Consider the following 17,265-nt stretch of genomic DNA (forward strand, 5'->3'; position numbering starts at 1 on the left):
CAATCTCTTGCGTTAATAACTTCAGGTCGTTTCAGGCGCTGCGCAAGGCATTGAACACCCAGGGGCGCGCCACCTTCGCCTTCGCCTCGAAGGCACGGATGGCATCGCCATCCTGCAGGGTCAGGCCGATGTCATCGAGGCCGTTGAGCAGGCAGTGACGACGGAAGGCATCGACCTCGAAACCGAAGGCCTCGCCACTCGGCGTGATGACCTGCTGCTTTTCCAGGTCGACGGTGATCTCGTAGCCCTCGGTCGCGAAACACTCGCGGAACAGCTGATCAACCTGGGCTTCCGGCAGGATCACCGGCAGCATGCCGTTCTTGAAGCAGTTGTTGAAAAAGATGTCGGCATAGCTGGAGGCGATGACGGCGCGGAAGCCGTACTCGTCCAGAGCCCACGGCGCGTGCTCGCGCGAGCTGCCGCAGCCGAAGTTCTGGCGTGCCAGCAGCACGCGCGCGTCCTGGTAGCGGGCCTGGTTGAGCACGAAGTCCGGGTTGAGCGGACGCGTGCTGCAATCCTGGCCGGGATAGCCCTCGTCGAGGTAGCGCCACTCGTCGAACAGGTTGACGCCGAAGCCGGTGCGCTTGATCGACTTCAGGAACTGCTTCGGAATGATCTGGTCGGTATCGACATTGGCGCGATCCAGCGGCGCGGCAAGGCCTTTGACGACGGTGAACTTCTGCATGATCTTGCTCCTCTTGCCTTTTCCGGATCAGTGCGTCAAAAGCTGCGGACATCGACGAAGTGGCCGGCAATTGCCGCCGCCGCCGCCATTGCCGGGCTGACCAGGTGGGTACGGCCGCCATTGCCCTGGCGACCCTCGAAATTGCGGTTGGACGTCGACGCGCAGTGCTCGCCGGCACCGAGCTTGTCGGCATTCATGGCCAGGCACATGGAGCAGCCCGGCTCGCGCCATTCAAAGCCGGCAGCGAGGAAGATCTGGTCGAGTCCTTCGGCCTCGGCCTGCTGCTTCACCAGACCGGAACCCGGCACCACCATGGCCTGCTTGATCGTGCTGGCGACCTGGCGGCCCTTGGCGACGGCGGCGGCGGCACGCAGATCCTCGATGCGCGAGTTGGTGCAGGAGCCGATGAAGACACGGTCGAGCTTGATGTCGGTGATCTTCTGACCGGCATGCAGACCCATGTACTGGTAGGCGCGCTCGAACGAGTTGCGTTCGACGGCATCCTCGGCATCATCCAGGGTCGGCACGCTGGCGGTGACCGGCACCACCATCTCCGGGCTGGTGCCCCAGCTCACCTGCGGCTCGATGGCAGCGCCATCCATGACCACGACGGTGTCGAACACGGCGTCGGCGTCGGAGTGCAGCGTTTGCCAGTAGGCCACGGCGGCGTCCCACTGGTCGCCGGTGGGCGCGAACGGCTTGCCGCGGAAGTATTCGATGGTCTTGTCGTCAGCGGCGACCATGCCAACGCGTGCACCGGCCTCGATGGCCATGTTGCACACGGTCATGCGGCCTTCCATGCTCATGTCGCGGAAGACCTGGCCGCCGAACTCGATGGCGTGGCCGTTGCCGCCAGCGGTGCCGATCTTGCCGATGATGGCGAGCACGACGTCCTTGGGCGTCACGCCGGCACCCAGCACGCCGTCGACACGAACCAGCATGTTCTTCGACTTCTTCTGGATCAGGCACTGGGTGGCGAGCACATGCTCGACCTCGGAGGTGCCGATGCCGTGCGCGAGGCAGGCGAAGGCGCCGTGGGTGGCGGTGTGCGAGTCGCCGCAGACAACGGTCATGCCCGGCAGCGTCAGGCCCTGCTCGGGACCGACGACATGCACGATGCCCTGGCGCACGTCATTGATGGTGAACTCGACGACGCCAAAGTCGCGGCAGTTGTCATCCAGCGTCTGCACCTGGATGCGCGAGGTCTCGTCAGCGATGGCGACGACGCCACCGGCGCGCTCGGCCTTGTCGGTGGGCACGTTGTGATCCGGCGTGGCGACGTTGGCATCGATGCGCCAGGGCTGGCGACCGGCCAGCTTGAGGCCTTCGAAGGCCTGCGGCGAGGTCACTTCGTGCAGCAGCTGACGGTCGATGTAAATGAGGCAGGAGCCATCGTCGCGCTGGGCAACGAGATGGTCATCCCACAACTTGTCGTACAGGGTCTTGCCGGCCATGACAGCCTCCTCAGCAGATTGCCGCCGTGCTGACGCGTCAGCAGGCGCTTTTCGGATGAGGCAAGACTAGTCTGGCCTATTCAATAAATCCAATTTATAGTTTTTATACATATGATTCTTTAGCGGAATGACATGGATACCGCCGTCCTGCAAGCCTTCATCGCAGTTGCCAGCCACGAGTCCTTCTCGCAGGCCGCCGATGCGCTGCACCTGACCCAGCCCGCCGTGAGCAAGCGCATCCAGGCGCTGGAGGAGCAGCTCGGCACCCCGCTGTTCGATCGCGTCGGCCGTCGCATCACGCTGACCGAGGCCGGTCGTGCCCTGCTGCCGCGCGCGCGCCAGTGGCTGCACGACCTCGATGACATGCGGCGCGTGGTCAGTGACTACGCCGAAGCCGCCACCGGTCAGCTCACTGGCACGCTCACGGTCGGCACCAGCCACCACATCGGCCTGCATCGCCTGCCGCCGGCGTTGCGTGCGTTCAGCACCATGCACCCGCAGGTGCGACTGGACATCCGCTTCATTGATTCCGAGCAGGCCTATGACGCGGTGCTCGACGGCGATCTCGAGCTGGGCATCGTCACGCTGCCGCCCATTCCGGACGAGCGCCTCATCGCACGGGTGATCTGGCCCGATCCGCTTGCCTTCGTGGTCGCCGCCGGGCACCCGCTGGCAGCACACGCAGGCGCTGCCGGTCCGGTCGGCATACGCGCCGCCGACCTCGCCGCACACCCAGCCATCCTGCCCTCGCCCAACACCTTCACGCGCCAGATCGCCGAGAGCATGTTCCGGCGCGAGGGCCTGCAGCTGCAGGTGCACCTTGAAACCAACTACCTCGAGACCATCAAGATGATGGTCTCCATCGGCCTGGGCTGGAGCGTGCTGCCGGCCAATCTCTGCGACGCCGACGTGGTCGCCGTACCGGTGCAAGGCGTGGCGCTGCGTCGCGACCTGGGCGTGGTGCATCATCCGCGGCGAGTGCTGTCACGGGCGGCGCAGGCCATGCTGGGGTTGCTGGAAAGGGAAGCCGTCACGACAGGATGAACGGTGTTGACGGACGCCGACTGACGTTGTCCAAATAAGCGGCAGGTCCGGCACACGCCTCTGCCGGCAACGGAGAACAGCGCATGAATGCCTCCTTCGACATGCTGGGTCCGGTCATCGCGCTGGTGGCGTGGTCCATGGTCATGTGGGTGTGGATGTATGCGACCCGTCTGCCGGCGATGTTTGCCGCCGGGATGAAGCCGGATCCGGAGGCGCCACGCGGCGAGCAGATGGCGCTGCTTCCGGCCAGGGTGCGCTGGAAGGCTGACAACTACAACCACCTGATGGAACAGCCAACCGTCTTCTATGCCATAGCAATCTCTCTGGCCGTGCTCTCGGTCGACTCGACCATCAGCCTTGGTCTTGCCTGGACCTATGTGATGTTGCGCGTGGCGCACAGTCTGGTGCAGGCGCTGGCAAACCGGATCGAGATCCGCTTCCTGCTGTTCGTGCTATCCAATATTCCGCTCTTTGCGCTCACCTGCATTACCGCGTCGGCCTATCTGACGCGACTGGCAGGCGCATGAGCCTCACGCCAGTGGCGGATGCCTGGCACAGGAGACGGCAATGGCCCTGTACAGAAAATCCCTGCCACAGCTCGGCGGCGAGCTTTTCCTCACCGATGGCGGCATAGAAACCACGCTGATTTTTCTGGAGGGCCTGGAGCTTCCGCTTTTCGCCGCATTTGATCTGCTGCGAACGCCCGAAGGCGAGGCTGCGCTGCGCCGGTACTTCACGACATACGCCGCACTGGCCGAACGGCTCGAGGTCGGGCTGGTCCTGGAAACTGCCAGCTGGCGTTCGAATCCGGACTGGGGCAGCAGGCTGGGCTATGGCCGTGACGACCTGGCCAGCGTCAACAGGAAGCTGGTCCGCATGCTCGAGGACATCCGTGCCGAGCATGCCAGCCAGCGTACTCCGATTGTCATCAGCGGGTGCATAGGGCCTCGCGGTGACGGCTACGTGCCGGACCATGCCATGTCGACGAGCGAGGCCGAGGCTTACCATTCGCCGCAAGTGGAGACCTTCGCTGACTCGGCGGCCGATCTGGTCACCGCCATCACGATGAACCATGTCGAGGAAGCTGCCGGCATCACCCTGGCTGCACGGCGCGTGAACATGCCCGTGGTGATTTCCTTCACGGTGGAAACAGACGGAAAGCTGCCCACGGGGCAATCACTCGGCGACGCCATCACGTCCATCGATGAACTCAGTGCCGGTTACCCGGCCTACTACATGATCAACTGTGCCCATCCCAGTCACTTCGACACGGTCGTGCGTGGCAGCGATCCGTGGACGGCGCGCATACGCGGGCTGCGCGCGAATGCCTCGAGAATGAGTCATGCCGAACTGAATGAATGTTCCGAGCTGGATGTGGGCAACCCGGCGCAACTGGGCCGGGAATATGCTGATCTGAAGCAGCAGCAGCTGAGGCAGCTCAATGTCATCGGGGGCTGCTGCGGCACCGACCACCGCCACGTCGAGCAGCTTGCGCTGGCCTGCCTGCCCCTGTTCAGGTGAGTGGAGCGGCAGGCTGCTGATTACTGCCTGAACCCGTCACCACTGCCTCGCCACCACCTCCCCCGCCGCACGCAGCCCTGACTGCAGTGCGCCATCCAGATAGCCGGTCCACTCGGTGGCGGTCTCGGTGCCGGCCCAGTGGATGCGTCCGCAGGGCTGGCGGATGACGTCGCCGAACGAGGTCATGACGCCTGGCGCCGTGTGCGCGACATAGCAGCCCCGGCTCCAGGTCTCGCGCGTCCAGTCCTGCTCGACAATCGCCAGCGGCTGCGCGGCCTCGGGCCCGAAGTAGTGCACCAGATCGTTGATCACCAGCTGGCGACGGGCCTCCTCGCCGAGCGCGCTGGCGGCGATGGCGTGGTCGGCGTCAATGAAGCCGACCAGCACGCCGAGGCTGTCGTCGCCCAGTGACTGGTCGAAGACGACATTGAAATGCCGGTCGGTGCTGACCACCGCGCCGTTGAGGCCGCGCTGACGCCAGAACGGCCGCTCGTAGGCGATGTGGATCTTGATCACCGAGCCCATGGGCATGCGCTCGTTGAGGGCGTTGCGCTTCGAGGGCAGCGCCGCGTTGAAGTGGATGCGGCTGGCCAGCAGTGGCGGCACGGCCATGATCAGGTGACGGGCGCGATGGCGCTCGCCGCGGGCGATCACGGTCACACCGTCGTCATCCTGCTCGACGGCCAGCACCGGCGCGTCGAGCAGGATGTCACCCGCCAGCCGCTCCGCCATGCGACTGGGAATCTGCCAGGCGCCGCCGGCGAACTTGTCCTGCTGAGCACCGCCCTCGGTACCGATCAGTGTCTCCAGCCCCCCGCCCTGACGCAGATAGTTCAGGAAGCACAGATACGAGACCTGACGCGGCTCGGCACAGAGCACTGCACGTGTCAGCGTGCGCGCGAAGTCGCGCGCTCCGGCGGTGCGCACATGCTTGAGTATCCAGCTCTCGATGCTCTCGGCATCCCATTCGCCGGCGCGCGCGGTGGTCCAGGGTGCATCCTTTGGCAGGCTGCGCATTTCCCGCTGCCAGCGGCGTTCAAGCAGGCCCAGCTCCAGAAGCGACAGCAGCGGCAGTTTTGGAATGTCACCGTGGTAGCTGCTGACCTTGCCCTGGCGCGAGAGCAGACTGGCTCCACGGGTGTACTGGGGATACGTCGCCACGCCCAAGTCGCGGGCCTCGGCCAGCAGCAGGTGCTGCTCAGGGCCCACCCACTGGCCGCCGAGGTCGATGACCTGCCCGCAGATCTCGCCGGGCATTGAACGGCCACCAACGCGGTCACGCGCCTCCAGCACGCGCACGCGCTTGCCGGCCAGCTTCAGGGTCAGTGCCGCCTTCAAGCCGGCAAAGCCGGCGCCGACCACAATGACATCTAATGGCCCCTCTGCCGGACTCTTGTCGCTATAGTTCATGGTATCCGCCACCTGACTGAGTGCTTGTGGGAAAATATAATGAACGCGTTCAATTAAATCAAGCCATGACTCTGACCCAATCTTCCGGCAACCGTCGCGGTCGCCCGCCACGCAGCAGCCAGCAGACCGATGACATTCGCCTGCGCGTGATTTCAGCGGCACGCACGTTGTTCGTGCAGGAAGGCTATGCCGGCGTGTCGATGCGCAAGATAGCCCAGTGCGCTGGCTGCTCTCCGGCTGCGCTGTACACGCTGTTTCCCGCCAAGCGCCAGCTGCTGCTGCACCTCTGGGGCGAGCTCTTCGAGCAGCTTCTGGTGCGGATGGCTGATTGCCGGCGTGACACGGGAGCCAAAGACAGGCTGCCGGCACTGTGCCGGACCTTCATGGATTTCTGGCTGGCACGGCCGAATGACTATCGCGCCATTTTCCTGATCGAGGATCAGCCCTCGGACGAGAACGATCGCTATTTCGTCGACAGTGCCGGCGTTCTGGCACGGCTGGACATCCTGCGTGACGCCATCGTCGAGGCGCAGGCATCGGGAACTCTGGCACCTGGAGATCCGGAGCAGGTGCTGAACTTGCTGCTCTGCGGCATGCAGGGGGTATTACTGAATGTCATCACCATTCCGGAATACCCCTGGGGGGATACGACACGTCTTGTCGATGACATGGTGCGGGTGCTGCTGGCGGGGCTGCGCGGCCGATGACCGGCCACGCCCCCGACGGGCTTACCAGCGCATCAGCACCGAGCCCCAGGTGAAGCCGGAGCCGAAGGCCACCAGACAGACCAGATCGCCCTTCTTGACCTTGCCTTCGGCACGCGCCTCGGACAGGCAGAGCGGAATCGTGGCGGCGGTGGTGTTGCCGTACTTCTGGATGTTGTTGTGCACGCGCGATGCGTCGATGCCGATCTGCTTGGCGACCATCTCGTTGATGCGCAGGTTGGCCTGGTGCGGAATCAGCATGTCGATGTCAGCGACCGTCAGCCCCTGGGCGTCCAGCACTTCCTGGATGACTTCGGGCATGCGCTTGACCGCGTTCTTGAACACCTTCTGGCCTTCCATGTTGGGGAAGATGCGACCGGACTCGACGTCGTCGTGGGTGACGTAGCTGTCACGGCCGGCGGCCATGCCGGGGTACTGCATGGCCAGGCACTCGGCATCGCTGCCGTCGGAGTGCACGCGGGTGATCAGGATGCCGGCCTCCGGATCATCGCTGACGCCTACCACGGCGGCGCCGGCAGCATCGCCGAAGAGCACGCTGACGGTACGGCCACGGGTGGTCTTGTCGAGGCCGCGCGAGTGCACCTCGCCACCGATCACCAGAATCTTCCTGTACTGGCCGGCGCGAATGAACACGTCAGCCATCTGCAGGCCGTAGATGAAACCGGAGCACTGCTGGCGGATGTCGAAGGCCGGCACATGGCCGATGCCCAGCTCGCGCTGCACCAGCACGCCGCAACCGGGGAAGAAGTAGTCCGGTGACAGCGTGGCGTAGACGATGCAATCGATCTCGGACGCATCGACACCGGCGTCGGCGAGCGCTGCACGTGCCGCTTTCACGCCCATGGTGTAGTTGCCTTCCTCGGCATCGACCCAGTGGCGCTCCTCGATGCCGGAACGCTCGACGATCCAGTCGTGGCTGGTTTCCATGACTTCGGCCAGGTCATGGTTGGTGACGGTGCGGGCCGGCACGAAGGTGCCCAACCCCAGGATGCGTGCGCGCGGTGTGCTCATGTAACGCCTCGGTGGTCTGGTTTTCATTGCCGCCGCGTCACCCGCGACGGTCAGCTGGCCGGGAGTCTAACCCGGTCAGCCGATCTCGTCGAAGCACCGCCGATCAATGCGCAACCACTCCGCCGGATGGCAGCTGACCGCCCTCGCCTGTGGCCTCAGGCTGCCGCACCTTGAACCAGGTCGCGTAGAGCGCGGGCACGAACAGCAGGGTCAGGGCGGTGGCCACCACCAGACCGCCCATGATGGCCAGCGCCATGGGCCCCCAGAACACGCTGCGCGACAGCGGGATCATGGCGAGGATGGCCGCTGCCGCCGTCAGCACCACCGGCCGCGAGCGACGCACGGTGGCCTCGACGATGGCCGTCCATGCCGCCGCGCCCTGGCGGATGTCCTGCTCGATCTGGTCCACCAGGATCACCGAGTTGCGCATGATCATGCCGCCCAGCGCGATCACCCCGAGCAGCGCGACGAAACCGAACGGCGCGTTGAACAGCAGCAGTGCCGGTACCACGCCGATCAGACCCAGCGGCGCGGTCAGGAACACCATGAAGGTGCGCGAGAAGCTCTGCAGCTGCAGCATCAGGAAGGTCAGCATGACCAGGAACATGACCGGGAACACCGCGGCCAGTTTCTGGTTGGCCTGCACGCTCTCCTCGATGGCGCCGCCCTGCTGGATCTCGTAGCCGGGCGGCAGCGCATCCAGCACCGGCTTCAGCGACGGCCAGATCTGCTGGGTGGCGAATGGTGCCTGCACGCCGTCGGCGACGTCGCTGCGCACGGTCAGCACCTGGTTGCGGTTGCGCCGCCACAGCACCGGCTCCTCGAAGGTCGACTCGACCTCGGCGACCTGGCTCAGCGGCACCGCGCCGCCGACGCGCGAGAACAGCGCGATGTCACCAACGCCGCTGAGCGACTGGCGCTCCTCGGGCGTGCCGCGCACCACGATGTCGATGAGCTCCTCGCCGCGCCGCACCTGGCTCACCGGCGCGCCCGACAGCACCGTCTGCACGGTGTCGGCAATGTCGGCACTGCTGATGCCGAGCTGGCGCGCCTTGTCCTGGTCCACGTTCAGGCGCAGGGCACGCACCTGGTCGTTCCAGTCCAGCTGGGTGTCACGCACCAGCGGGCTCTGACGCACGATGTCGCGCACCTGGTAGGCAATGCGACGCACCTCGGCGGCATCCGGTCCGACCACGCGGAACTGCACCGGGAAGCCCACCGGCGGGCCGAACTCCAGACGCAGAACGCGGCCGCGCAGGGTCGGGAACTCGCGATCCGCCTCGAACAGCGCCAGCAGGCGCGCACGCACCGCCTCGCGCGCCTCCAGGTCACGGGTCATGATCACGAACTGGGCATAGCCGGGATTGGGCAGCTCGGGTTGCAGCGACAGGTAGAAGCGCGGCGAACCCTGACCGGTGTAGGCCGTGAAGAAGGCGATGTCCTTGTCCTTGGCAAGGATCTTCTCCAGCCGGATGACCTCCTGCTGGGTAGCCTGGAACGAGGCACCCTCCTTCAGGCGCAGCTCGACCAGCAGCTCGGGCCGCGACGCCGTCGGGAAGAACTGCTGCTGCACCAGCTTCATGCCGGCGACCGCGAGCACGAACAGCGCGACGGTGCCCAGCAGCACGCTGCGGCGGTGCGCCACGCACCAGTCCACCCAGGCGCGCAGGCGGGTGTAGATCGGCCGGTCATACGGGTCATGATGCCCGCGCGAGGCCAGGTTGTCCGGCAGCAGCACCACGCCCAGATAGGGCGTGAACAGCACCGCGACGAACCAGGACACGATGAGCGCGATGCCGACGATCCAGAAGATGCCACCGGCATACTCGCCCGAGGTCGACTCGGCGAAGCCCACCGGCATGAAGCCGGCCAGCGTCACCAGTGTGCCGGTCAGCATGGGAAAGGCCGTCGAGCTGTAGGCGAAGGTGGCCGCCTTCACGCGATCCCAGCCCTGCTCCATCTTCACCACCATCATTTCGACGGCAATGATGGCGTCATCGACCAGCAGGCCGAGCGCGATGATCAGCGAGCCCAGGGTGATGCGGTCGAGATTCCAGCCGGTGGCCTTCATGATCACCGCCACGATGCCCAGCACCAGAGGTACCGAGGCCGCGACCACGATGCCGGTACGCCAGCCAAGGAACAGGAAGGACACCGCCAGCACGATCACCAGCGCCTCGATGAACGCGGTCTGGAACTCGGCCACCGAGGAGGCGGCCACCGTGGGCTGGTCGGCATACTGGATGAGCTCCACCCCCACCGGCAGATCGGCACGGATGGCCGCCAGCGCAGTCTCCAGATCACGACCGAAACGGATGATGTCGGCCTTGGGCACCATGGTCACGCCGAGCGCCAGCACGGGGTGGCCGTTGTGGCGGATGGTGGCACTGGCCGGATCCTCGTAGCCGCTGCGCACGCTGGCGACATCGCCGAGACGGATCAGGCGACCACCTGCCGACAGGCTGACATCAGCGACATCCTCGACCGAGCGCAGGCTGCCGTCGATGTGGGCGAAGACACGGTCACCGGCGGTGTCGATGGAGCCCGAGGGTCGTACCTGGTTCTGCTGGGCAATGGCCTCGAACACCGCCTGCGGTGGCAGGCCGAGGGCGGCGAGCCGGCGACTGGAGAGCTCGACATAGATCTTCTCGGGCTGCTTGCCGAGGATGTTGACCTTGTTGGCCTGCGGCACCCGCTGCAGGCGACGCTTGATCTGCTCGGCGAACTCCTGCAGCTCGGCCTGGGTCAGGCCGTCTCCGCGCAGGGCATAGAGCGCGGTATAGACATCGGTGTACTCGTCATTGAAGAACGGACCGCGCACGCCGGCAGGGAACTCGCGCTGGATGTCGCCGATCTTCTTGCGCGCCTGGTACCACAGCGCCTTCAGCTCGTCCCCGGAGTTGCGTCCGTCGATGACCACGGTCATGCCGCCATAGCCCTGGCGCGCGAAGCTCTGCACGTACTTGATGTTGGGCAGCTCCTGCACCGCCTGCTCCATGCGGTTGAGCACCTGGTCCTGCACCTCCTGCGCGCTGGCGCCCGGCCAGGCCACCACGGCCGTCATCGCCGGCACGTTGAACTCGGGATCCTCCTGGCGGCCTAGGCCGTTGAAGGCGACCACACCGGCCAGCAGCGAGGCCAGCATCAGGAAGATCACCAGGGCGCGGTGATTGACCGCCCAGGCGGAGAGGTTGAAGCCCTTCATCAGCGCGCCCTCGCCACCAGATCCAGGCCGGCGCCGCTGCGCTCGACCGCACGCACGCGCATCCCGCCATCGAGCTTCTGCACCCCGGCAATGACCACGCGCGCGCCATCCGCCAGGCCGCTGACCGTCACCGTGTCATTGCCGTGGCTGAGCACCTGCACCGGCTGCTGCTGCAGGCGGTCCTTGCCAGCCGGCAGCACCCAGACAAAGGCATCCTGCGCCGCCTTCGACAACGCCGAGGCCGGCAGCACCACCCGCTCACCGGGCATGGTCTTCGACGGCACCGCGGCAAAGCGCAGCTGAGCGGTCATGCCCAGATGAAGGCGCTGACGAGCGTCAGCCGTCAGACCGCTGAGGGAAAACCGGGCCGGATAGGTACGCAAGGGCTGGCTGGCGGTGGGTGCCACCTCGCGCAGGCGCACGGCAAACGGCGCACCACCGGCACCCCAGACCTCGGCCTGCGCAGGCAGCGAGGCAACGTCGGCCACCAGGGCCTCGGGAATGTCGGCTGCGATCTCGATCTCTCCGGGACGCGCCACCGACACCACCGGCATGCCCTCGCCCACCACCTGGCCCGCCTCGGCGTGCACGGCGGTGATCACGCCATCGTAAGGTGCGGACAGGGTGGCATAGCGCACCCGGTTGGCAGCCAGTTCGAGCTGGGCACGCACGGCGCGCGCGCGCGCCTGCACGCGGTCGTTGTCGGCCTGGCTGACCGCCCCCTCGGCGACCAGGGCCGCAAAGCGGCTGGAGTCCGCCGTGGCCTGCTCGGCCTCGGCACGGGCCGCGGTCAGCGCCAGGGTGTAATCACTGCTGTCCAGACGCAGCAGCGGCTGCCCCTTGCGCACGCTCTGACCAACCTCGACCAGGCGTGCCCCGATGCGACCGGGCACCTGGAAGCCCAGCTCGCTGGCGTAACGCGCCACCACCACCCCGGCCACCGTGCGCGACGGGTCCTGCGCGGCCTGACCCGAGCCCACGGTCATCACCAGCACCGGGCGTGGCGGCTTGCTTGGCGCCGCCTCGCTGCTGCAGCCGCTCAATGTCAGCAGTGACAGCCCCAGAACCACGCCTCCGGCGAGCGGACGCAACGGAGAAAGCAGAAAACGCGGACGGGATGACATCATGACGACGACCTCGGGGACGAAGACTGGGAAACGGGGGCGGGCTGCCAGCCTCCCCCCAGCGCCTGATGCAGGCGCACGCGATTCAGGGTGGTCTGCAGCTGGCTCTCCACCAGCGACTGCTCGGCAGCCAGTGCGGCGCGTTGCAAGGTCTGCAGCTGCAGCAGATCGATCTGGCCGGCGCGGTACAGGCTGTTACCCTGACGCAGTGCCTGCTGACGGGCATGCAGAGCGCCCTGCAGCAGCTCGCGACGGCGGCGTTCGTCGGCAAGCGCGGTCAGGCTGACCTCGACTTCCTCGACCGCCGTGAGAATGCGCTTCTCGTAATCCAGCAGCGCCTCGCGCTCACGCGCCGACTGCGCCAGGTTGCCGGCCTGCACAAGGCCGCCGGCGAACAGCGGCGCGCTGAACGCCGCCGCCACCTGCGAATAGCGCACTGGCGACAGGGCCACCTCGTTGATGGTCAGGCGCTGGCTGCCCAGCACCGCACTGAGAAAGACACGCGGCAGGAAATTCAGGCGCGCCTCGCGCAGACGCTCGCTGGCTGCCGCCAGCTGCTGCTCGGCGGCACGCAGATCGGGGCGGCGCGCCAGCAGATCCACGGGCTGACCGGTCGGCACCGGACCGGCTGCCGGCCAGGCCATGCGCACCGGCAGATCCTTGAGCTCGGCCACTGGCTGCGACGGATTGTCCCCCAGCAGCACCGCCAGCCGGGCCTCGCTGGCCGTCATCAGGGTGTTGAGTCCGGGGCGCAGGGCCTGGGCATCCAGCGACTGGCCGCTGGCGAGCTCGACATCCAGCGCACTGGACAGGCCCAGGGCATGGCGACGACGGATCAGTCGCTCCGTCGTGTCCAGCGTTGCCAGCGTGGCATCCAGCAGCTGCAGACGCTCGCGCGCTGCGCGCCAGCTCAGGTACTGACGGGCGATTTCGCCGCTGACCAGCAGACGGGCGCCGTCGACACCGGACTGCGCAGCCAGCAGGTCATGGCGCGCAGCCCGGCGTGCGGCACGTGCGGCACCGAACAGGTCCAGCTCCCAGCTCAGGTCCAGCGCCAGGCGCGAGGCCTGCACGTCAGGCTCGCCGTTCTTGTAGACAGCCGGCAGCTCGCTGCGGCTGTCGGACTCGGAGCCGGTGGCGGACAGGCCGGGCAGCAGTCGCGACTGCTGCGCCATCAGGCCGGCACGCGCCTGCTGTACACGGGCAATGGCCACGCGCGTGTCATGATTGCTGGCCAGGCCACGGGCAACAAGCCGGTCCAGCACCGGATCACCGAGGTCCTGCCACCAGTCAGCGGAGGTCGTCAGGATGGTCGTCTCGCCGCCATGGCGATAGCTCCCGGAGAGCGAGACTTCCGGGGACGGCGGCGTGGCAGCACAGGCGGAAAGCAGCACGGCAAGACCGGCCGTCATGACCACGGGAAGCCGATTGAGGGATACTGTGAATGACATCGACATGGCGGGCCCAGGCTTTGACCATTAACTATACTATGTCGTATAGTAATATTACTGATTTACTGGACTGTCAAGTATATATATGAACGACACCTCCCCTAGGCGCGGACGTCCCCGCGACCCCGAGCGCATGCGCCGTGTCATCGAGGCCGCCTCGCAGCAGTTCCTCGAACAGGGTTACGACCGGGTCAGCATGGATGCCGTGGCCCAGGCCTCGGGCGTCTCCAAGATGACGCTGTACAACTACTTTCCCAGCAAGGAAGCGCTGTTCGAGGCCTGCGTGACCTGTCGTACCGAGCGCATGTTCGAGGACGTCGCCCAAAGCCCGCTCGATCCCTCCCGTCCGGCGGACGGCCTGGCGCAAATCGCCCGGCAATTTCTCGCGCTGATGCGCGCCGATGACGTGCTGCAGATTCACCGCACCCTGTTCGGTATCGCCAGCAGCCAGCCCGAGGTCTGTTCGCGCTTCTTCAAGGCAGGCCCGCAACGCGTTCGCGAGCTGGTGCATGGCTACCTGTCGGCGTCGGTGCGGGCCGGGCAACTGGACATCGAGGATGTGACACTGGCGACAGAACAGTTCCTGGCCTTGCAGCTGGGCAGCCCGCATGTTCGCGCGCTGCTTGGCATGGGCAAACCCTCACCCGCCGAGGACGAGGCGCTGATTGCGGCCAACGTGACACTGTTTCTGGCCGGCTACCAGTCACGCTGAAACGCGACCCGCCATGAAAAAAGGCGGCGCCTCCTGAAGGGAGACGCCGCCGTTCAACGCTCAGGGAAAAAGCGGCCGGACTCAGCTGGCCAGTGCCACCGCCTGACGGTTGCTGAATTCCGCGCTCAGCATGCCGCCCTCGACAAAAAGCCGCTGCTTCCATTCCGCTTCAAGAGCCATTGTCTGCTGCTGGCTGGGGTGGAAGTCCGCCTTCAGGTAGTCGGGAATCGACTTGAACACCGCAGTCAGAAAGCCGTCGCGGCCGAACAGAGCCTTGATGCCCCTGGCGTTCTCGCGCCAGTTGCCAAGCTGGCCATCCTTGGCCATCAGAAGCAGCCAGCTGCCGAGAATCGGCGGGGCCATGAACACCAGCAGCATCGCCACGGCGGCGCGGCGCTCGGCCAGCGTACCGCCCACCTGTTCAAAGACGTCATAGGCCACCGACTTGTGCTCCAGCTCTTCGACGGCATGCCAGTACCAGAGCTTGAGCATCTCGGCGTCGGAGGTAGCGGCAAACTCGGTGTGCGTCAGCCATTGTTCGGCGAGATGGGCTGTCCAGTGCTCCATGGCGGTGGTGCAGGCGAGCTGAAGACGCGGCGCAAAACGCTCGAGCTGGCGCAAGCCGAAACGCACGAAACGATCCGGCAAATCCGGGTCCAGGCCACGCGCACGGAAATAGTCGTTGAGCTTGTCATGCTCACGCCCGTGCAGCGCTTCCTGACCCATGAAGCCGGCTATTTCGGCGCGCAGCACCGGGTCGCTGATACGCTCACGGAAATGCCGCACCGACTCCATGAAGAAACGCTCGCCGGGCGGGAAAATGCCCGAAAACACCACGAAAAGCTGGCTGGCCAGGGCATTGTTGTTGAACGCGAAATAGCGCTCGGCGGTTTCCGGGAAACGGAAGTTCATGTGGCGTGGCGGAATGCCGACCTGGGCACCCGTCAAGGCACGCGACACGGGGGATGATGGCGTCTGGATGGACGTGGACATGATCATGTACCTCTCGAACCGATGAAGATCACAGTTACAGTCTTGACTGTCACAACCTGTTCTGTGAAATTAATCCGAAAGATCATTCGGATTCAATTCGGATCATGGCCACTCCCCGCACACCCCGGCAACCACGCGCCAAGGCCACCGTCGACGCCATCATCGAGGCGGGCTTCATCAGTCTCGGCAAACACGGACTGACGGGCACCACCACCTCGCACATCGCGGAGATCGCCGGCATCAGCGTGGGCTCGCTGTACGAGTACTTCGCCAACAAGGAAGCCGTGCACGACGCCATGCGCGAGCGTTTCATCAACGAAATGATCGCGCGGCTCAAGCCCGAGGCGGCACGGATCGCGCGGATGGATGTCACCGAGGCGATCCGGACCATTCTCGAGGTCATTCATGACTTCCTGATGGAGCAGGAACAACGCAATCTGCGCTATGCCCGCGCCGCCCTGCTCGGCCAGGCCGAGCAGGACATGGCGCCACTGATCCGCTTTCTGCAGGAACTGACGCTGCAGTATCTGCTGCATCACCCGCAGTACGCGGTGACGTCGCGCCTGGCCACGATGACCTTCATTTTCATCCATGGCGGCATGTATGCGGTGCTCAGGCACCTGAGCGACCCCGCGCCGGAAATCAGCTTCGAGGAACTCGTCGAAGGCCTGGGCCTGATGGTTTTCCATTACCTCGATGGCGAGCAGCGTCGCCGCAGCGAGGCTCAGGGCACGACCGGCTGATGGGCATGGCGCAGCAGCAGCGCCAGATCGATCACCTGCAAGGCCTGGACATCGGTGGCTTCCAGCACCACGGGGGGCGCGATGCCGACCAGGGCCGCCTGCAGCCAGCGGTGCGCGCACAGGCACCAGCGATCGCCGGGATGCAGCCCGGGAAAGCGATGCTCGGCGCGCGGAGTGGTCAGGTCATTGCCGCGCGAGCGCGAATACACGAGAAAGTCGCGCGTCATGATGGCGCAGACCACATGCTGTCCCCGGTCACCCTCGCTGCCCCGGCAGCAGCCATCGCGGAAATAGCCGGTCAGGGGTGCGTAGGAGCACGCCATCAGGTCACCGCCAAGCACGTTCTTGCGGGTCGGCAGCGGGGCATCCAGCCAGTCAGTCATGGTCCGTTCTCCGGGTTCGGGTGCGCTCGCTGCGGCGCACGCGTTCAATGAAGCCGGGCGGGCGGCGCCGTACCCAGGCCAGGAACCGTGCCATGGCCGGGTGCGCACGCAGACGCTCGACGGTGTGGTAGTGCGACGCCAGTTCCTGCTCGGTGAACAGGGCATGGATCTGGCGATGGCAGACGCGATGCAGCACCCAGGTGTCACGGCCGCCATGCGAACGCGGCACGAAGTGATGGGCATCGCACTGCCCGTCCGGAATCTCGCGCTCGCAGAGCGGGCAGATCGCCGGGGCAGGCATGGGCGGCACGGGTGCGGCTGCGCGCTGCAAACGCTTGATGCGGCCCATGACTCACAGCGCTCGTGAATCACGCGTGGCCAGCCGGCGCCGCACCCAGGCAAGCAGGGGCGGACCCAGATGGCGCGACAGCGGGTGGCGAAAACGCAGGAACAGGCGATAGGCCAGCTGCCAGAACGGCTGCAGCAGCGGCTGCCGGTACAGCGCGGCCAGCACCGGATGGCCGGCGCGCGCATAGGCGGCAGCGAACACGGGAACCCCGACCAGCAGCTCGCCGTCATCGAAACGTCCGTGCAGCGCCGCCAGCGCCCGTTCGCAGCTCAGGCCGTGGCACGCTGGCTGGTAGTCGTCGGCGGCAACATCGACGAACGCCAGCTGGCGACGTTGGTTGCCGGCACGCAGCCAGAGCATCTCCGCCGCGCACAGGGGACAGCTGCCGTCGTAGTACAGCGTCAGGACGCGGCTGTCTGCCGTGTCCGTGCCGGTCGGATCATGAACACTCATGT

The 17,265-nt window shown here is 66.0% G+C and carries 17 protein-coding genes; 6 read left to right on the plus strand and 11 right to left on the minus strand.

What is annotated here, in order from left to right; translation table 11 throughout:
- Positions 1-31: 31 nt before the first annotated feature.
- Together leuD and leuC are read right to left on the minus strand one after the other, a co-directional pair.
- On the minus strand, positions 32-685 hold the full coding sequence (leuD, locus tag F595_RS0106775) for a 3-isopropylmalate dehydratase small subunit (protein ID WP_022956115.1): 654 nt from the start codon (positions 683-685) through the stop codon (positions 32-34).
- A gap of 35 nt (positions 686-720) precedes the next feature.
- Positions 721-2,139: a 3-isopropylmalate dehydratase large subunit gene (gene leuC, locus F595_RS0106780; protein WP_022956116.1), complete on the minus strand. Its 1,419-nt coding sequence runs from the start codon at positions 2,137-2,139 to the stop codon at positions 721-723.
- 132 nt (positions 2,140-2,271) lie between these two features.
- On the opposite strand from leuC, the gene F595_RS0106785 reads away from it, so the two are divergent.
- The 3 genes from F595_RS0106785 to F595_RS0106795 all read left to right on the plus strand — a co-directional run bounded on the left by F595_RS0106785 (position 2,272) and on the right by F595_RS0106795 (position 4,704).
- Positions 2,272-3,183 carry a LysR family transcriptional regulator gene (locus F595_RS0106785; protein WP_022956117.1) on the plus strand — a complete coding sequence of 304 codons (912 nt, stop codon included), beginning with the start codon at positions 2,272-2,274 and terminating at the stop codon, positions 3,181-3,183.
- 83 nt (positions 3,184-3,266) lie between these two features.
- Positions 3,267-3,710, plus strand: coding sequence for an MAPEG family protein (locus tag F595_RS0106790; protein ID WP_022956118.1), 444 nt, complete (start codon positions 3,267-3,269; stop codon positions 3,708-3,710).
- Positions 3,711-3,750: 40 nt separating this feature from the next.
- Positions 3,751-4,704, plus strand: a complete 954-nt coding sequence (locus F595_RS0106795) for a homocysteine S-methyltransferase family protein (RefSeq protein ID WP_022956119.1) — start codon at positions 3,751-3,753, stop codon at positions 4,702-4,704.
- Between the two features lie 36 nt (positions 4,705-4,740).
- Here F595_RS0106795 and F595_RS0106800 read toward each other — a convergent pair whose 3' ends face one another.
- On the minus strand, positions 4,741-6,114 hold the full coding sequence (locus F595_RS0106800) for a flavin monoamine oxidase family protein (RefSeq protein WP_051144645.1): 1,374 nt from the start codon (positions 6,112-6,114) through the stop codon (positions 4,741-4,743).
- Positions 6,115-6,179: 65 nt separating this feature from the next.
- Between F595_RS0106800 and F595_RS0106805 the strand changes: the two genes are divergently transcribed.
- Positions 6,180-6,821 (plus strand): TetR/AcrR family transcriptional regulator, encoded by a 642-nt coding sequence (locus F595_RS0106805; RefSeq protein ID WP_022956121.1) that lies wholly within the window; start codon positions 6,180-6,182, stop codon positions 6,819-6,821.
- A gap of 21 nt (positions 6,822-6,842) precedes the next feature.
- Here F595_RS0106805 and F595_RS0106810 read toward each other — a convergent pair whose 3' ends face one another.
- The 4 genes from F595_RS0106810 to F595_RS13170 all read right to left on the minus strand — a co-directional run bounded on the left by F595_RS0106810 (position 6,843) and on the right by F595_RS13170 (position 13,591).
- Positions 6,843-7,850, minus strand: a complete 1,008-nt coding sequence (locus tag F595_RS0106810; RefSeq protein ID WP_022956122.1) for a 3-oxoacyl-ACP synthase III family protein — start codon at positions 7,848-7,850, stop codon at positions 6,843-6,845.
- A 103-nt stretch (positions 7,851-7,953) separates the two neighbouring features.
- On the minus strand, positions 7,954-11,055 hold the full coding sequence (locus F595_RS0106815; protein WP_022956123.1) for an efflux RND transporter permease subunit: 3,102 nt from the start codon (positions 11,053-11,055) through the stop codon (positions 7,954-7,956).
- On the minus strand, positions 11,055-12,182 hold the full coding sequence (locus F595_RS13165) for an efflux RND transporter periplasmic adaptor subunit (RefSeq protein ID WP_084682857.1): 1,128 nt from the start codon (positions 12,180-12,182) through the stop codon (positions 11,055-11,057). The genes F595_RS0106815 and F595_RS13165 overlap by 1 nt, the downstream gene beginning before the upstream one ends.
- On the minus strand, positions 12,179-13,591 hold the full coding sequence (locus tag F595_RS13170) for an efflux transporter outer membrane subunit (protein WP_051144646.1): 1,413 nt from the start codon (positions 13,589-13,591) through the stop codon (positions 12,179-12,181). The genes F595_RS13165 and F595_RS13170 overlap by 4 nt, the downstream gene beginning before the upstream one ends.
- 124 nt (positions 13,592-13,715) lie before the next feature.
- On the opposite strand from F595_RS13170, the gene F595_RS0106830 reads away from it, so the two are divergent.
- Positions 13,716-14,342, plus strand: a complete 627-nt coding sequence (locus F595_RS0106830; RefSeq protein ID WP_022956126.1) for a TetR/AcrR family transcriptional regulator — start codon at positions 13,716-13,718, stop codon at positions 14,340-14,342.
- Positions 14,343-14,423: 81 nt separating this feature from the next.
- Here the strand turns inward: F595_RS0106830 and F595_RS0106835 are convergent, their stop codons facing one another.
- Entirely contained in the window at positions 14,424-15,341 is a 918-nt protein-coding gene (locus F595_RS0106835) for a metal-dependent hydrolase (protein WP_040568155.1), read from the minus strand.
- A 98-nt stretch (positions 15,342-15,439) separates the two neighbouring features.
- Here F595_RS0106835 and F595_RS0106840 point away from each other — a divergent pair, with 98 nt between their 5' ends.
- On the plus strand, positions 15,440-16,078 hold the full coding sequence (locus tag F595_RS0106840; protein WP_022956128.1) for a TetR/AcrR family transcriptional regulator: 639 nt from the start codon (positions 15,440-15,442) through the stop codon (positions 16,076-16,078).
- Here F595_RS0106840 and F595_RS0106845 read toward each other — a convergent pair.
- Genes F595_RS0106845 through F595_RS0106855 form a run of 3 tightly spaced genes read right to left on the minus strand, consistent with a single transcriptional unit; the run spans position 16,060 to position 17,263 of the window.
- On the minus strand, positions 16,060-16,461 hold the full coding sequence (locus tag F595_RS0106845; protein WP_022956129.1) for a DUF2237 family protein: 402 nt from the start codon (positions 16,459-16,461) through the stop codon (positions 16,060-16,062). The genes F595_RS0106840 and F595_RS0106845 overlap by 19 nt on opposite strands.
- Positions 16,454-16,810 (minus strand): HNH endonuclease, encoded by a 357-nt coding sequence (locus F595_RS0106850; protein ID WP_022956130.1) that lies wholly within the window; start codon positions 16,808-16,810, stop codon positions 16,454-16,456. The genes F595_RS0106845 and F595_RS0106850 overlap by 8 nt, the downstream gene beginning before the upstream one ends.
- 3 nt (positions 16,811-16,813) lie before the next feature.
- Positions 16,814-17,263, minus strand: coding sequence for a thiol-disulfide oxidoreductase DCC family protein (locus tag F595_RS0106855; protein ID WP_022956131.1), 450 nt, complete (start codon positions 17,261-17,263; stop codon positions 16,814-16,816).
- Positions 17,264-17,265 lie beyond the last annotated feature (2 nt).

Source organism: Perlucidibaca piscinae DSM 21586, assembly GCF_000420045.1.
Taxonomy (GTDB): domain Bacteria; phylum Pseudomonadota; class Gammaproteobacteria; order Pseudomonadales; family Moraxellaceae; genus Perlucidibaca; species Perlucidibaca piscinae.

Coding starts and splice junctions, on each gene's coding strand:
- F595_RS0106785 (WP_022956117.1), top strand. CDS start 2,272: ATGGATACCGCCGTCCTGCAAGCCTTCATCGCAGTTGCCAGCCACGAG.
- F595_RS0106800 (WP_051144645.1), bottom strand. CDS start 6,114: ATGAACTATAGCGACAAGAGTCCGGCAGAGGGGCCATTAGATGTCATT.
- F595_RS0106805 (WP_022956121.1), top strand. CDS start 6,180: ATGACTCTGACCCAATCTTCCGGCAACCGTCGCGGTCGCCCGCCACGC.
- F595_RS0106810 (WP_022956122.1), bottom strand. CDS start 7,850: ATGAGCACACCGCGCGCACGCATCCTGGGGTTGGGCACCTTCGTGCCG.
- F595_RS0106855 (WP_022956131.1), bottom strand. CDS start 17,263: ATGAGTGTTCATGATCCGACCGGCACGGACACGGCAGACAGCCGCGTC.
- F595_RS0106840 (WP_022956128.1), top strand. CDS start 15,440: ATGGCCACTCCCCGCACACCCCGGCAACCACGCGCCAAGGCCACCGTC.
- F595_RS0106815 (WP_022956123.1), bottom strand. CDS start 11,055: ATGAAGGGCTTCAACCTCTCCGCCTGGGCGGTCAATCACCGCGCCCTG.
- F595_RS0106795 (WP_022956119.1), top strand. CDS start 3,751: ATGGCCCTGTACAGAAAATCCCTGCCACAGCTCGGCGGCGAGCTTTTC.
- F595_RS13165 (WP_084682857.1), bottom strand. CDS start 12,182: ATGATGTCATCCCGTCCGCGTTTTCTGCTTTCTCCGTTGCGTCCGCTC.
- F595_RS0106845 (WP_022956129.1), bottom strand. CDS start 16,461: ATGACTGACTGGCTGGATGCCCCGCTGCCGACCCGCAAGAACGTGCTT.
- F595_RS0106850 (WP_022956130.1), bottom strand. CDS start 16,810: ATGGGCCGCATCAAGCGTTTGCAGCGCGCAGCCGCACCCGTGCCGCCC.
- F595_RS0106835 (WP_040568155.1), bottom strand. CDS start 15,341: ATGATCATGTCCACGTCCATCCAGACGCCATCATCCCCCGTGTCGCGT.
- leuD (WP_022956115.1), bottom strand. CDS start 685: ATGCAGAAGTTCACCGTCGTCAAAGGCCTTGCCGCGCCGCTGGATCGC.
- F595_RS0106790 (WP_022956118.1), top strand. CDS start 3,267: ATGAATGCCTCCTTCGACATGCTGGGTCCGGTCATCGCGCTGGTGGCG.
- F595_RS0106830 (WP_022956126.1), top strand. CDS start 13,716: ATGAACGACACCTCCCCTAGGCGCGGACGTCCCCGCGACCCCGAGCGC.
- F595_RS13170 (WP_051144646.1), bottom strand. CDS start 13,591: ATGACGGCCGGTCTTGCCGTGCTGCTTTCCGCCTGTGCTGCCACGCCG.
- leuC (WP_022956116.1), bottom strand. CDS start 2,139: ATGGCCGGCAAGACCCTGTACGACAAGTTGTGGGATGACCATCTCGTT.